The organism is Vibrio sp. SCSIO 43132 (genome assembly GCF_019904195.1).
In the GTDB taxonomy this organism is placed as follows: domain Bacteria; phylum Pseudomonadota; class Gammaproteobacteria; order Enterobacterales; family Vibrionaceae; genus Vibrio; species Vibrio nigripulchritudo.
Genome location: NZ_CP063199.1, coordinates 2,631,412 through 2,644,983 on the forward strand (window position 1 = coordinate 2,631,412; position 13,572 = coordinate 2,644,983).

Below are 13,572 nucleotides of genomic sequence, written 5' to 3' on the forward strand. Positions count from 1 at the left end.
GTTTTTTCTAACGCTTAGTGTTGTACTTCTTCTACAACCACTGGCTCTTTAGGCAGTGAGAAATGAAGCAACAGGTATCCAAGAATTGCGGAGGTTGTTGACCCCATCAAAATACCCAGCCTTGAATAAGTATCGAACTCGGCACTTACATCGACAAACGCTAACCCGGAGATGAATATCGACATCGTAAAGCCGATACCACACAGAACCGACACCGCAAAGATGTGCACCATGTTGATTCCCTCTGGTAGCCTTGCTACACCAAGTTTTACAGCGGCCCAGCTAAAGCTGAAGATACCCAGAGGTTTACCAACAAGCAGACCTAGCGCAATACCTAGCGGAAGCATGTCCGTCAGACCTGAAAGCGAAACACCTTCCAGCGAAATACCCGCATTCGCAAACGCAAAGATAGGCAGAATCAGGAACGCTACGTAAGAGTGTAATGAATGCTCCAGATGTTTCAGTGGAGATCTTTCACCCTCGTTGCCTTTGAGTGGGATAGCGAAGCCAATCACCACACCGGCAAGTGTTGCGTGAACACCAGATTTAAGTACCGCTACCCACAAGATGAATCCGACAATCAGATACCAACGAAGTTTGGTGATGTGCCTGCTGTTCATAAAGAACAGTACAGCGGTGGCGACAAAGCCTATCAGCAGCGCGGTTGTTGATAGCTCACCTGTGTAGAACAGAGCAATGATAACAACAACACCCAAGTCGTCGATGATAGCCAGCGCAAGCAGGAAAACCTTCAGGCTAACTGGTACACGTTTACCCAGCAGCGCCATGATACCCAGTGCAAATGCAATATCGGTTGCCGCAGGAATTGCCCAACCTTGCATTGCTGTTGGGTCACCGCTATTGAAGGCAATATAAACAAGTGCTGGTGCTAGCATACCGCCGACAGCGGCAATGGCTGGAAAGATGGCTGTTTCTTTCGATTTTAAAGCACCTTCGAGAAGTTCGCGTTTTACTTCTAGACCAATGAGAAGGAAGAATACAGCCATTAAGCCGTCATTGATCCAGTGAGAGACGGACATGCCCAAGATGTAGGTATGAAGACCGGCTTGGTACATTTCATTAAGTGGAGAGTTTGCTACAAACATTGCAATTGCTGCTGCAATTACCAAGATTATGCCACCCGCTGATTCCATCTTAAAAAAGTGTTTTATGACATCATTCATGATATCGCCCTTTTTTTATCTACTTTTGTTAATAGATTGCTAACAAACAATACGCCAAAGTTTATAATGTGACTTGGTCTTAGAAAAATCGCTTGTTCAGAGTCAAAACATCGGTATTTCCGAAGATAACCATGTTTTAACCAGAGTATTCCTTACTGTTATTCTCAAGCTGCCTGTTACGTCTTACCTAAGTGTAAACCTCTTCACAGTTTATAAGGCTATTCGTTGCAACTTATTCGCTATTTATAGCTACAAAAAAACCGCGCTACAAGAACACGGTTTTTTCTGAATCGAATTATGAGAGTGAATGCTTATTTTGAATCGTTAGGAACTGTAAATCCTATTCATTCAATAGCCGGTTAACTGCATCAGACCAATGGCATCATGGCTTCCCGTTGCCACTATTGGTCCTTCCCAGTATGGAATCGCAAAGGGTAGCCACTGCTCTGCTTTCATCACTCGTGTCGTCAGATTGATATTGTGCTCCGGTACATTAATAATCCACTGAAGGGGTAAAGTACGACCGTTGCGAAGGGTAGAATTACTTATTGGGATAATTTCTAATTCGTCACCTTGCAACACTACAACATCACCTTTGCGGTTTGCTAATGTACCAAAAGTATAGGACGGCTGACGGATATGGCGATATTGGTTAACCATCAACGTTCTTCCGTCTTCCAGACGCAACGCAAATTGATCCCAGCCTTGCTGACCTTCCGCCAGCAGACCACTGCCCCATTCTTTGTTGAACCAGGCTTCGCCTTGTACCCGATAGGTCTTGCCTCCAAGAGTTAGTTCACCTTTCGTCCTGATAAAAGGTGCGCTAATGCTATAGGATGCAACAGGCAATAAATCGTGTTTGATCTGGTAACCCAGCTCGCCGTTAACCACATAGGGACCGATGGCAGTGCTATCCAGATTCAATTCAAACTCATCCGTCGAGATATGTAAGCTACCCGGAAATGGTGAGCTACCCGTGGTTTTCCAACGCCAGTTGTCTATCCACATACCAAAAGGCAGTTCCTGAATACCCGCCTGCCCAATACCCCCTCGAGCAACGCGTTGTTCTTTAATACTGGTTTGATTCGAGGTAATAACAGCGTGAGACAGGTACATCTGAGGGCTTTGCCAACCACTCATTTCACGTTCGTCATTGGCGATTCGGAAAAAGCTCCACTGTATCCCGTAGTGCTCACCTTGCTCGTCCTGTACGTTGGCGAAAAAGTGCCACCATTCGTGTTGAAACTCTGGGTGTTCTTTAAAATCCTCGGGAATAGCAACAGGATCATCAGGTAAGACAGGTTCAAATACTGCGTCTTTGCTGCCTATCAGCACCGCATTCACTTCGTTGTGATGTTCCCCAGTTACGCCACCGTAAAATGAGTCATAAAAGATCCAGCCAATACCGCTCAGGGCAATGATAGAAAACAGAATAGGAAATATTTTAAGTTTGGTGGGGCGTGCCATTCTACAGAGCGTCCCTTAGAGATTTCATCGGTGTTTTGCGAACCATATTAAACACAGGCCAAGCTCCGGCAATCATAAGCGCACTGAACGACCAGGCAAATGTTGCCCCGTATTCCCAAGGAATAACTTCCAGCTGCATCGTCCAGCCAAAAGATTGCTTCAGAACAACGTCAATCATCAGATCTGCCAAAACCAACCCGAGAGGAATAGCGATTAGCGCAGAAAAAGCCCCCAACACAAGCAGCTGTAAGCCACCTAAAAGCACCAGCTCTTTCGCAGACAACCCAAAGCACCGGAGAAGCGCAAAGTGACGTTGTCGTGATATCTCACCTGCAAGAGTTGCGAAGAACAGCCCAAACACAGCGATAACTAAAGTGATATTCCCCAGAGTTCCTGCGATACCAAAGGTACGGTCAAACACTTTCAGAGCCTGATCATGCACCTTATTGTTGTCGTAAACTCGTTCAGGAGAAAGCTTGAATTCTTGATTCAACTTTCTGAGTAAAATGCTGGTTTCAGCTCCATCTTCCATAATGATGCCTAAGCCCACTTCACCCTGATTAGCAAAATGTGTCAGCCAGTTTCGATGCGACAACATCACCTGATTGTATGGGTTTCCGTAATCATAATAGACGCCCACCACCTGCCAGTTGCTTTCCAGAGGTGCAGGAAGCTGAATATAATCACCTGCGCGAATGCCCAGTTTAATCGCCATCGATTCACTAACCATCACACCTTGGGAATGGTGAAGGTAGAACCAGTAATCTGGAATAGCCACTTTGATAGTCAAAGCGCCTTTCTCACCTGTAGAATTTCCGGTACTGACGGCTTGAAGTGTCCCATCAATGTTATTGATGTCTTTCTCCCAGCGCCACCAGACCTCTTTGACCTCATCTTGGTCATCTAGCCAAGAACTCATTCGCTTGGCAATACTGTTAGTTGGCATCACATAAACGTCGGCAGCCAAACGTTGGGTCAGCCATTTGTCGGTTGTCTCACGAAAACTACCAACCATGGTCTCAACGCCAATGTTGGTGGCAAGCGCCAGCATAAACGCCATTGCCGCAACGCCTCGGTAACTCATACTGGCAGCACAATCAGCAAAGAACCAACGAGCTTTCACCCAAGTCAGCGAGAAAGAAAGAATATTAAAAATTTTCCACACCACCCATGGCATGAACAAACCGACACTAATCAGAAGCAGCGCTATCAAGGCAAAGCCCGATTCCTGAGTTTGGTTAGCCTGATGAACGGCAACCGCCGCAATCAAAAATACGCAAGCAAGCATCGCCTGAAACGTAAACTCTTTACCTGCAAAGCGAACAATCGACAATTTGGTACTCAGACGCGCGGGTTGAGTACGAAGTAAACGGAATAATGGGAAGCTACAGGCCAGAAGCGTCCCCATAATTGCAACAAGAAGGCTCTTCTTGCTCCATTCCCAGCTCCACTGGATATCAAGCCCCACATTGGCGTTGTAAAGGTCTTCTAAACTTGCGGAAACCGTTGGCATTAGCTGGTTAGCCAGGAACAAGCCAAACACGTTCCCACAAAGCCATGCAATCAGGATCCAGAAAATCAGCTCGTATACCAGAGCCAAGGTAAGTTGCCACATCGAAACCCCGGTTTGGCGCAATACACCGACAAGGGGCTGACGTTGGACAAAAGAAAGCGTCATTGCCTGATAGAAAATGAACAACCCTACAAAGAAGGAAAGCATTCCCAACGCGGTTAAATTGGTATGGAACGCAAGAGTCAGTGAGTCCAGTTCGGCTCTGGTATTCTGCGAGAACTTCATGCCATTAGGAAGCAGCTCTTTGAGCTTCTCCACTTTTTCTGGAGGCATTTTTCCGCACGCGATAAGATCAAACCCTGTACGGCGACTGAGCATTCGAATCAAAGCGATATCTGCGACAACCCGGGTACCAGAAAGGAGGTTCTGCTCATCAACCAAAAGTGGTCCGAGTAAGCTTCCATCTTCCAAAGGAATGTAATCGCCATCTCTCCAATTTAAATGGGACGCCAGATCGGAGCTGACCATGATCGGATATGGTGGCTCTTTCAGCTTAAGGGTATTGATATCACGAAGAGAGGCACCTTGCTGCAATTCCAGCATGGCGACAGGGTCCAATCCGGTAATGGTCAGTTCTAAACCGGTTTGGGTAGAAATTCGGTAAGCATCGAACGGCATGCATTGGTGAAACCCTTCACGCCGCAGTTGAACATAAAAACCCTGAGGGATCTTGCTGGCGGTTTGGACAGGTCGAATGCGATAAGGTAAAGGGTTTGAAAACAGCTTTTCGCCGGCGCTGTAGCTTTGTTTAGCATGGTGGTTAATGGCTAGAACGCCAACCAGAAGAGAAACCCCGAGAGTCAGACCAAGCCAGACTAAAACAATCTGAAGCGGGTGACGCTTGTAATGACCGAGTAGTGCTTTAACTACGGGCCATAACATGCAGTTGTCCTCCCTGAAGACGAATGCAGCCTTCCATATGCTGCGCCACTTTTTCACTGTGGGTTACCAGCAGCAAGGTGCAATCCAGCTGTTTGGTCAGGGTGGTAAGCAATCGCATCACGGCTTCGGCATTACGTTCGTCCAGACTGCCCGTTGGTTCATCCGCCAGGAGAAGTTTCGGTTCCATATACAGAGCGCGTGCAATGGCGGCACGTTGCTGCTGTCCACCGGATACCTCCTCAGGATAGCGACCCAATAAAGGCATGAGGTCGAGGGCCGACAAAATCTGGCGCCACAATCCTCTGTCTTCAGGAAGACCTTTGAGCTGACGACAAAAGCGGATATTGTCTGCAATATTCAGAGTAGGAAGCAGATTGAACTGCTGAAAGATGTGCCCGATGTTATTTCTACGATACGCTGTGCGCTTATATTCTGGCTGGGTGTGCATACCAAATTTGGCGAACCAAATCTCGCCAGAGTCGACTTGATCGATACCTGCAATGAGATTGAGTAAAGTGCTTTTTCCGGAGCCGCTTTCCCCCATTAGGGCTAGCTGTTCACCTTGCTCCAACGTTAATTCAGCCCCTTGCAGTACGGGATGAAATTCACCACCATCTACGTACCCTTTACATAGGTCTGAAAGATTTAACATTCACTTACTCAACAGGCTTAGTTAGAAATTAGGTAAGAGAATCTACACTAAAACCCTGTGACTAGGAAGCATTTTGACGCAGGGATCACACTATATGCACTTCGTTACATTATCAGAGCGATATTCGTTCAATTTCCGACCAAATTACGTATCCACTTCTTGCTTTTTATACGGTATGAAGATCCGAACCATTTAATGAGCTCTTCAAGCAAAAATAAAGCAAATATGAACTCGGGTTTCCAGCCCAATACGATCGCACAAAATGCCGTTACCGGAATACCTATGACCCATTGAGCTATCAGATCCTGATAAAGGCAAAAGTTCACATCCCCACCCGCCCGCAAGATACCGACAATGGCCATCATTGGGAAAGATCGCAGGACAATGCCCACGCATAAAATCAAGATGAATTTCTCGCTTAACGCCCGAGTTTCTTCGGTTAACGCGGTAAATGCATCCAAAATATACATTTGAGCGACAAAAAGCACCGTCGCAGTGATTATGCCGAGAACAATATTGATGGCTACCAAACCAATCGCCCGGTAGTAAACCGACTCGTAATCTTTGGCACCCAATTGGTTGCCAATGAGCACTGCGGATGCATTTGATACTCCAATCAACAAGCAGAGTGACATAGATTCTACTGGTGTCATAACGGACAACGCTGCCAATCCCTGTACTCCGGCTTGCCCTAATATGGCATGGTAAGCAAATAAACCACCCGCCCATGCAAGAAAGTTAAAGGTCGTTGGCAATGACAGTTTTAAAAACCGGGTAACGGTGTCCATATTCCAGACCTTTGCCATCTCTTTAAAACCAAACGACAAAAGGTGTTTTTTCCAATACAGGTAACCAAACAGGCAGGTGACTTCAATACAGCTGCTGATAAGCGTTGCAATTGCTGCCCCTTTGATTCCGAGCGCAGGAGCGCCGAGGTTACCGAAGATCAAAACCCAGTTAAAAAAGACATTCGAAAGAATTCCGATACCGCTAAAAAATGTACTTAACCCGGGTTTTTGAATCGACCTTAATCCCACCGCCATACTGGCAACGCAGGCAACACCAAACATGCTGAATGCGGTAAGAATAATGTAGTCTTTTCCAAGATCAACGACCTCAGGGGAATCGGTCGCAATTGCCATTATCTCGGATGGAAAGAAGACAAACCCAAACACCGTTAACGCTGCCACCAGCATCGAAATCATCCAGGTTAATGCCGTACTTTCTTTCACACCCTGATGATTAGCTGCTCCCCAATATTGGGCGATAAGCATGGCACCACCGGTAGTGATGCCCACTAGCATGATGGTAGTGACGAACATGGCACGAGAGGCGATTCCAACTGCGGCAATTTCAGCTTCACCGAGTTGTCCCAACATCAAAACATCCACCATGCCTCGGCTAGAAAACATCATGCTTTGCAATGTGATCGGTAAGGCAATCGCGAACAGTTTGCGAACAAAGTCTCCTCGAGTATGCTGAAATGCAAGATGTGCGGTTGATGTCATACGTCCCTCTGAGCATCCGTAAGAAATATGGGGTGAGCGCGGATAAATGGCGATAATTTCATCCGAACTATCAATCTATATGAATAACATTAATAAGTATATGGATTATATGGAAAAAACTCGTGTGTTAGTGCTAGGTGCTTCTGGGTATGTCGGATCACAATTGATTCCACAGCTTTTAGAGCAAGGATATGAAGTCATTGCGACCGCGCGCCAGATCGACTATCTGAGGCAGAGAGTCGCACCTCATCCCGACCTGACCATAGAATTTCTCGATCTATCGGATAAGCAAGCGACGCTGAATGCCGTAAAAAATGTCGATATAGCGTTTTTCTTAGTACACGGAATGGCTCAAGGCTACGACTTCCTGGACTATGAATTGTCTCTGGCGATTAATTTTCGTGAAGCTTTGGATAACAGCAATATAAAGCATGTGATTTACCTGAGCTCGCTGCAACCGCAAACAGGAGATTCCAGACATTTAAAAGCCAGAAGAGAAACAGGAGAAACGCTGAGGCTTTCGAAGGTTCCCGTAACAGAATTGCGAGCTGGCGTTATCATAGGTGCCGGAAGCGCAGCTTTCGAAATCATGCGTGATTTTATCTACAATTTACCCGTCATTATTGCCCCTAAGTGGATAGACTCCAAAGCAAACCCTATCGCTCTGGAGAACTTAAATCACTACTTACTGGAACTCGCAAAGACCTCTCCTACGAGGCATCAAATGTACGAAGCAGGCGGTCCTGATATCGTCAGCTATCGCCAGCAATTCGAAATCATCAGTGACATTACCGGGGAAAAACGCCAGATCTACTCTACTGCTCTGCTCACACCTGCCATTGCCGGTTATTGGCTAGGGTTAGTCACTTCAGTGCCTTCCAGCGTTGGTCGGGCGTTATTGGCTGGGCTCACCCACGATTTTATTGCTGACAATCGCGAGATACGAAGCCAGATCCCTCAGTCGTTAATTTCTTTTGAAGATGCAGTAGCAAACGCCATCGCCAGTGAAGGAAAATACTTGCGAAGTAATGTCTGGGGTTTTGACCCCGCGGCACTTAAGCGATGGCAGCCCGGCTTTGGTTACTACCCTAAGCAGACAGGCGCTAAAATCCGATCAAATGCTCAGGCAAATGAAATATGGACATATGTAAAACAAATTGGAAGTGCTGAACATGGCTATTTTTTCGCAACAGGTTTGTGGCGATTAAGAGAGTGGCTGGATGTACTTTTCGGCGGCGGTCTGCCTATCAGACAGCATCCAGGTGACGGCACATTAAAGGAAGGCGATTCCATTGATTCCTGGAAAGTTATTAAGCATCGGGAAAACGAATTTGTTTCTCTGCTGTTTGGGATGAAAGGTCCTGGGCTTGGACGATTAGAATTCACTTTGAGAGATCATGGTGAGCACAGAGAACTTGAAGTAAAAGCCTGGTGGCATCCAAAAGGCTTCTTGGGGTTGCTCTACTGGTTTGCCATGATGCCCGCCCATCTGTTTGTATTCAAAGGGATGGTGAAAGCCATTACAAAACTGGCTGAAAAGAACTCAAACTAAAAGAGAGCCGTTTGGCTCTCTTTACAGTTTTGGTAGGCTTTAACTATCCATCGCATAACCAATTGGTATTTCCGCCAGCTGCGGTCCGTGGTTATTCGGGAAAATCAAGTACTCACCGTGGTATTTCACTTTGGATTTGTAATCCGTCACTTTGTGGACCAAAAAACCTTGCTCTGTCGCCAGCTTAACAAACTCGGCATGATTTCCACGAACATACCAACTCATAGGTTTGACGAGGTTTTCTCCTTCAAAGCAGTCATCACATTGATGCGAACAAAGCAGGAATGAACTGTCACCTTCGGTAAACACCTGAATCTTTTCGCGTGCATCGTATTCTGTACACACTGCCCAGCCTTTCTCTTCCATAAAATCGATAAATGCTTCGATTTCACTATCTAGAATGGCTTTTGGTTCTTGGTCAACAGGTGCAAGTTCACTGTAAAGAGTAGATATCTGACGAAACAAAGTAGGCAGGTCTAATTGAGTCCCTTTACTTCTTCCCGATTTTTGCCACTTTATAAGGTCGCCACTCGCCAAGCGGTGAAACCTTTGCCCTTTTATGGATTTGGTTATCCAGCGCAATAAAAAGTTAGTGTTGCTGACAGGCGCATTGGTTAGTCGCCCTTTCACGTGCTCCTGACCCATTTCATCAAGTGCAGCATTTACCAGTTTTTGAATTTCAATATGATACGCAGACATTACGCTTTTCTTCCTAACGTCCAATAGAACAGCGCGGATAATACCGCACACAAGAACATCATCATAATCATTGGGATTTCACTGTCGGACGGCATCAATGCAACGGCTGCTCCCATGATAGAGGCAATGCCGAACCTTAGTGTACCTGCCAATGAAGAAGCAGTCCCGGCCATAGTAGGGTAACCACTGAGTAGTAACGCCATGCTATTGCTACCAATAGTGGAGATGGTACCAACAAACAGCATGACAAAAGGCACGATACCCCATAGCCCCAAATCAAATAGCCAGCCGACAAACAAGCCAACACCCGCTATGAGCTGAATGGCTAGCCCAAACTTAAGCATCCAGTGAGAACCCATTTTCTTAACAATCCGACCATTTAGTGCGGTCATGGCGATCATACAAATGATGTTCAGACCAAATAAGTAACCGAATTGATCAGGCGATACATGATAAAGGTCGATGTATACGAAAGAGCCCGCTGTTAAAAAAACGAACATGCCGGAAAAAGAAAAAGCGCTAGAAAAATTAAGCCCAAGTGCGACCGGGTTCTTAAATAGCTTGGCGTAATTTCGCAGGCTCGTTCTGAAGTTCAAAGGTTGCCTGTTTTCAGGTGCCAGAGTCTCTGGAATTTTCCAAAGTACAGCCGCAATGACAATCGCCGAAAATATAGCCAGCGTCCAGAAAATAGAGCGCCAGCCAAACCATACGGCTAAGTGCCCACCAATCATTGGAGCAACCAAAGGAGCCAAGGTCACAACCAAGGTGATAAACGACATGGTGCGCGCAAAATCTTCGCGGTCAAACATGTCGCGAACCACTGCCTGAATGACGACTGCGGCTCCCGCCCCTGCAAACCCTTGAGCTACCCGCACTGTCATTAGCGCATCAATTCCATTGGTCGAAGCCGATACAATGGCAGCGAGACCAAACAGAGTCACACCAATTAATAAAACCGGTCTGCGACCATAACTGTCGGCTAATGGACCATGTAACAACTGACCAGAGGCAAAGCCAAGGGTATAGGCGGTCAAAGTCATTTGGACTTCACCAGCAGTCACCCCTAGATCTTTTGCGATAGTAGGCATTGCTGGCAAATACATATCAATGGCTAAAGGTGTCAGTGCACCAATAGCGCCTAAAATAATAAACAGCAACAATCCGAGTTGCGGTGTCGTTTGAGACGGCATAACTCTCCTAATTAGAGAAAGTAGAGTAGGCTAATACCCAAGCAACCTCAAAATGCTTGGTTCAGCGAGAATTAACTGGCTTTCAGACAAGACACCGATTTGAAGATCTAGTGGCTCTAAATCAAAAATCGGTAACGCAGTATGAAAGCCAGTTAAACTCGCCCTTGGGAGCGTATATTCTGCTCCACTTCATCGTCAAAGAACTTGGAAAGGACTCATCATTCCACTGCGTTCTTTTCCTTGAAGCGAAACAGAATATCTCGCTCTGAATCCGGCATATTGGGGTCGCTTGGGTATACAAATTATCAGCCCAAAGCTGGACGCGTCAGTACTCAGAGGCAGCGATGCATAAAGACTGCTTTACTACCAAACGGAATCTATTTCTTCTTGAGTAAGATAGCGGTATTCACCGGGCTCCAGACCTTCATCCAGATAAATGTCACCGATGCGCTCACGATGTAAGGCTTCTACTTTGTTCCCCAGTGCGGCAAACATGCGTTTCACCTGATGGTATTTTCCTTCATGAATGGTTAACAACACTTCATTATCGTCAATAATCTCAAGGTAAGCAGGAAGTGTTGGTTCTTTTTCATTTCTCAGTTCAATACCCTGTTTGAATTGCTCAACATACTCCTGTTTAACTGGATCAGCAAGCCAGACACGGTAGGTTTTCTCACACTTGTGTTTAGGAGATGTAATGCGATGAGACCACTTTCCATCGTCGGTTATCAAAACCAATCCTGTAGTGTCTACATCCAGGCGACCTGCGAAATGAAGGTTTTCCATTTTAACTTCGTCTAGCAGAACAAAGGCAGTGTGGTTAAAACCGTCTTCATGTGAGCAAACAAAACCATCAGGTTTAAAAAGCATGATGTAGCGTGGACCTTGCATCGCAATAGGTCGATCCTGCCATTCTACATCGCACTCTTTGGTCACTTTAAATGCGCCACTCTTTTGCATTACACCGTTAACGGTCACGTCACCGCTTTTGATGATTTTGGTGGCTTCTTTACGTGTTGCTCCCAGAGCATCACAGAGAAATTTGTCTAAACGCATGGATACCTCAATTTTACTAAGTCGGGTATTATACCCAGCAAACAAAAATAAGTGACGATTTTCATTATTACATGTACACCCTTCGCCCCTATCAAGCAGACTCCGTAAAAGCGGTCGTTCATTACTTTCGCAAAAACAGCTCCCCAGCCGTTATCGTGCTGCCCACAGGTGCTGGTAAAAGTTTGGTTATCGCCGAACTCGCCAGGCTTGCGAAGGGGCGAGTACTGGTACTTGCGCATGTAAAAGAGCTGGTAGAGCAAAACCACGCCAAATATGAAGGTTACGGTTTGCAAGGCTCGGTTTACTCAGCGGGTTTAGGGCGAAAAGAAACCGATCAACAGGTAGTATTTGCTTCTGTTCAATCCGTCGTTCGTAATCTGGATGCTTTTGCCAATCAGTTTTCTCTTCTGGTGATTGACGAGTGTCACCGCGTACCAGATAACACCAACAGCAGTTACCGCAAGGTTATCAGTCATGTTCAGTCCATCAACCCGGGGATCAAGGTACTTGGGCTTACTGCAACGCCTTATCGCTTAGGTATGGGCTGGATTTACCAATACCACACTCGCGGCTTAGTCCGAAGTGAGGAGCCCCGATTTTTCCGTGACTGTATATTCGAACTCCCTATTCGTTACTTGTTAGATGAAGGCTTTCTCACCCCTGCCAAAATGGTTGATGCCCCAGTTTTAAGCTACGACTTCTCGAAGTTAAAACCTGCATCCACCGGGCGTTACAAAGAGTCCGAAATGGACATGGTGATTGAACAATCCAAACGAGCCACTCCTCAAATTGTTCAGCAAATCATTCATCACGCCGAGCAGCGACATGGAGTAATGATATTTGCCGCTACCGTTCGACACGCTCAGGAGATTTTAAGCATACTCCCAGAGGACCAGTCTTCTATTGTGATTGGCGATACGGAAACCAAAGAGCGCGACAGCATCATTCAGGCATTTAAAAACCGTGACATCAAGTTTCTGGTTAATGTATCAGTTCTGACGACGGGTTTTGATGCACCTCACGTCGATTTAATTGCAATTTTGCGCCCGACAGAATCCGTCAGTCTTTATCAGCAAATTGTCGGTCGAGGGCTTCGCCTTTCCGAGGGCAAGACTGAATGTCTGGTATTGGACTACGCAGGGAACAGCTACGATCTCTATCAGCCAGAAATTGGTAACCCTAAACCAGATTCGGAAAGTGAGATCATCACTATTCCCTGCCCTTCATGCGGCTTCAATAATAGCTTTTGGGGCAAGCTCGACTCTGCGGGTTTCCTTATTGAGCATTACGGCAGAAAGTGTCAGGGCTACTTTGAGGAAGAAGACGGAACTCGCGAACATTGCGATTACCGTTTTCGCGCAAAATACTGCCCGGAATGCGGTGCAGACAATGACATTGCAGCACGCATTTGCCACGAATGCGACGCCACACTCGTTGATCCAGATAAAAAGCTAAAAGAGGCGCTAAACCTTAAAGATGCTTTAGTCTTTGAATGCACAGATATGCAGTTATCTGTGCACAAGGACGACAAAGGCAAGTCTAAGCTAAAGGTAACCTATTTCGGCGACAACAATGCGCAAGTCCATCAGTTTTGGTCATTAACGACGAAAAAGCAGAAAGAAACTTTCCACAAAGCCTTTGTCAGACCCCATCTTGCCGACAAGCATCGCCCGTTTGAAGAAAGCTCTCCCACAAAGGTGGTCAACCACCAGCATCGATTTCGCCTCCCTCAGTTTGTAATTGCTCGTAAATCTGGGCGATTCTGGAAAATGCGAGATAAGATCTTTGCCGACGAGCTGACTCAATAAT

At 46.2% G+C, this 13,572-nt stretch carries 10 protein-coding genes; 2 read left to right on the plus strand and 8 right to left on the minus strand.

The genetic code is table 11. The features are described 5' to 3' along the window. Positions 1-14: 14 nt before the first annotated feature. From nhaA to INR79_RS11745, 5 genes are all read right to left on the minus strand, one after another. Positions 15-1,184: a Na+/H+ antiporter NhaA gene (gene nhaA / locus INR79_RS11725; protein ID WP_004402317.1), complete on the minus strand. Its 1,170-nt coding sequence runs from the start codon at positions 1,182-1,184 to the stop codon at positions 15-17. 348 nt (positions 1,185-1,532) lie between these two features. Then, positions 1,533-2,651 carry a lipocalin-like domain-containing protein gene (locus tag INR79_RS11730; RefSeq protein WP_223094353.1) on the minus strand — a complete coding sequence of 373 codons (1,119 nt, stop codon included), beginning with the start codon at positions 2,649-2,651 and terminating at the stop codon, positions 1,533-1,535. Position 2,652: 1 nt separating this feature from the next. Next, positions 2,653-5,106 carry an ABC transporter permease gene (locus INR79_RS11735; protein WP_223094355.1) on the minus strand — a complete coding sequence of 818 codons (2,454 nt, stop codon included), beginning with the start codon at positions 5,104-5,106 and terminating at the stop codon, positions 2,653-2,655. Continuing rightward, complete coding sequence (locus tag INR79_RS11740; protein ID WP_022602125.1) at positions 5,087-5,758, minus strand: ABC transporter ATP-binding protein; 672 nt, start codon at positions 5,756-5,758, stop codon at positions 5,087-5,089. Before INR79_RS11740 ends, INR79_RS11735 begins: the two co-directional genes overlap by 20 nt. Before the next feature lie 128 nt (positions 5,759-5,886). Further along, entirely contained in the window at positions 5,887-7,266 is a 1,380-nt protein-coding gene (locus tag INR79_RS11745) for an MATE family efflux transporter (protein WP_004402321.1), read from the minus strand. 100 nt (positions 7,267-7,366) lie between these two features. Here INR79_RS11745 and INR79_RS11750 point away from each other — a divergent pair, with 100 nt between their 5' ends. Then, a complete protein-coding gene (locus INR79_RS11750) occupies positions 7,367-8,818 on the plus strand; it encodes a DUF2867 domain-containing protein (RefSeq protein ID WP_223094357.1) in 1,452 nt (483 codons plus the stop codon). A 39-nt stretch (positions 8,819-8,857) separates the two neighbouring features. Here the strand turns inward: INR79_RS11750 and INR79_RS11755 are convergent, their stop codons facing one another. The 3 genes from INR79_RS11755 to rsuA form a co-directional block, all read right to left on the minus strand. Then, positions 8,858-9,517 (minus strand): DUF2913 family protein, encoded by a 660-nt coding sequence (locus INR79_RS11755; RefSeq protein WP_022599087.1) that lies wholly within the window; start codon positions 9,515-9,517, stop codon positions 8,858-8,860. Next, positions 9,517-10,707, minus strand: coding sequence for a Bcr/CflA family multidrug efflux MFS transporter (locus INR79_RS11760; protein ID WP_223094359.1), 1,191 nt, complete (start codon positions 10,705-10,707; stop codon positions 9,517-9,519). Before INR79_RS11760 ends, INR79_RS11755 begins: the two co-directional genes overlap by 1 nt. Positions 10,708-11,070: 363 nt before the next feature. Then, positions 11,071-11,763 (minus strand): 16S rRNA pseudouridine(516) synthase RsuA, encoded by a 693-nt coding sequence (rsuA, locus tag INR79_RS11765; RefSeq protein WP_223094361.1) that lies wholly within the window; start codon positions 11,761-11,763, stop codon positions 11,071-11,073. Positions 11,764-11,834: 71 nt separating this feature from the next. Here rsuA and INR79_RS11770 point away from each other — a divergent pair, with 71 nt between their 5' ends. Further along, positions 11,835-13,571, plus strand: coding sequence for a DEAD/DEAH box helicase (locus INR79_RS11770; protein ID WP_223094363.1), 1,737 nt, complete (start codon positions 11,835-11,837; stop codon positions 13,569-13,571). Position 13,572: the final 1 nt, after the last annotated feature.

Coding starts and splice junctions, on each gene's coding strand:
- INR79_RS11755 (WP_022599087.1), bottom strand. CDS start 9,517: ATGTCTGCGTATCATATTGAAATTCAAAAACTGGTAAATGCTGCACTT.
- INR79_RS11730 (WP_223094353.1), bottom strand. CDS start 2,651: ATGGCACGCCCCACCAAACTTAAAATATTTCCTATTCTGTTTTCTATC.
- INR79_RS11745 (WP_004402321.1), bottom strand. CDS start 7,266: ATGACATCAACCGCACATCTTGCATTTCAGCATACTCGAGGAGACTTT.
- INR79_RS11760 (WP_223094359.1), bottom strand. CDS start 10,707: ATGCCGTCTCAAACGACACCGCAACTCGGATTGTTGCTGTTTATTATT.
- INR79_RS11750 (WP_223094357.1), top strand. CDS start 7,367: ATGGATTATATGGAAAAAACTCGTGTGTTAGTGCTAGGTGCTTCTGGG.
- INR79_RS11735 (WP_223094355.1), bottom strand. CDS start 5,106: ATGTTATGGCCCGTAGTTAAAGCACTACTCGGTCATTACAAGCGTCAC.
- rsuA (WP_223094361.1), bottom strand. CDS start 11,763: ATGCGTTTAGACAAATTTCTCTGTGATGCTCTGGGAGCAACACGTAAA.
- INR79_RS11770 (WP_223094363.1), top strand. CDS start 11,835: ATGTACACCCTTCGCCCCTATCAAGCAGACTCCGTAAAAGCGGTCGTT.
- nhaA (WP_004402317.1), bottom strand. CDS start 1,184: ATGAATGATGTCATAAAACACTTTTTTAAGATGGAATCAGCGGGTGGC.
- INR79_RS11740 (WP_022602125.1), bottom strand. CDS start 5,758: ATGTTAAATCTTTCAGACCTATGTAAAGGGTACGTAGATGGTGGTGAA.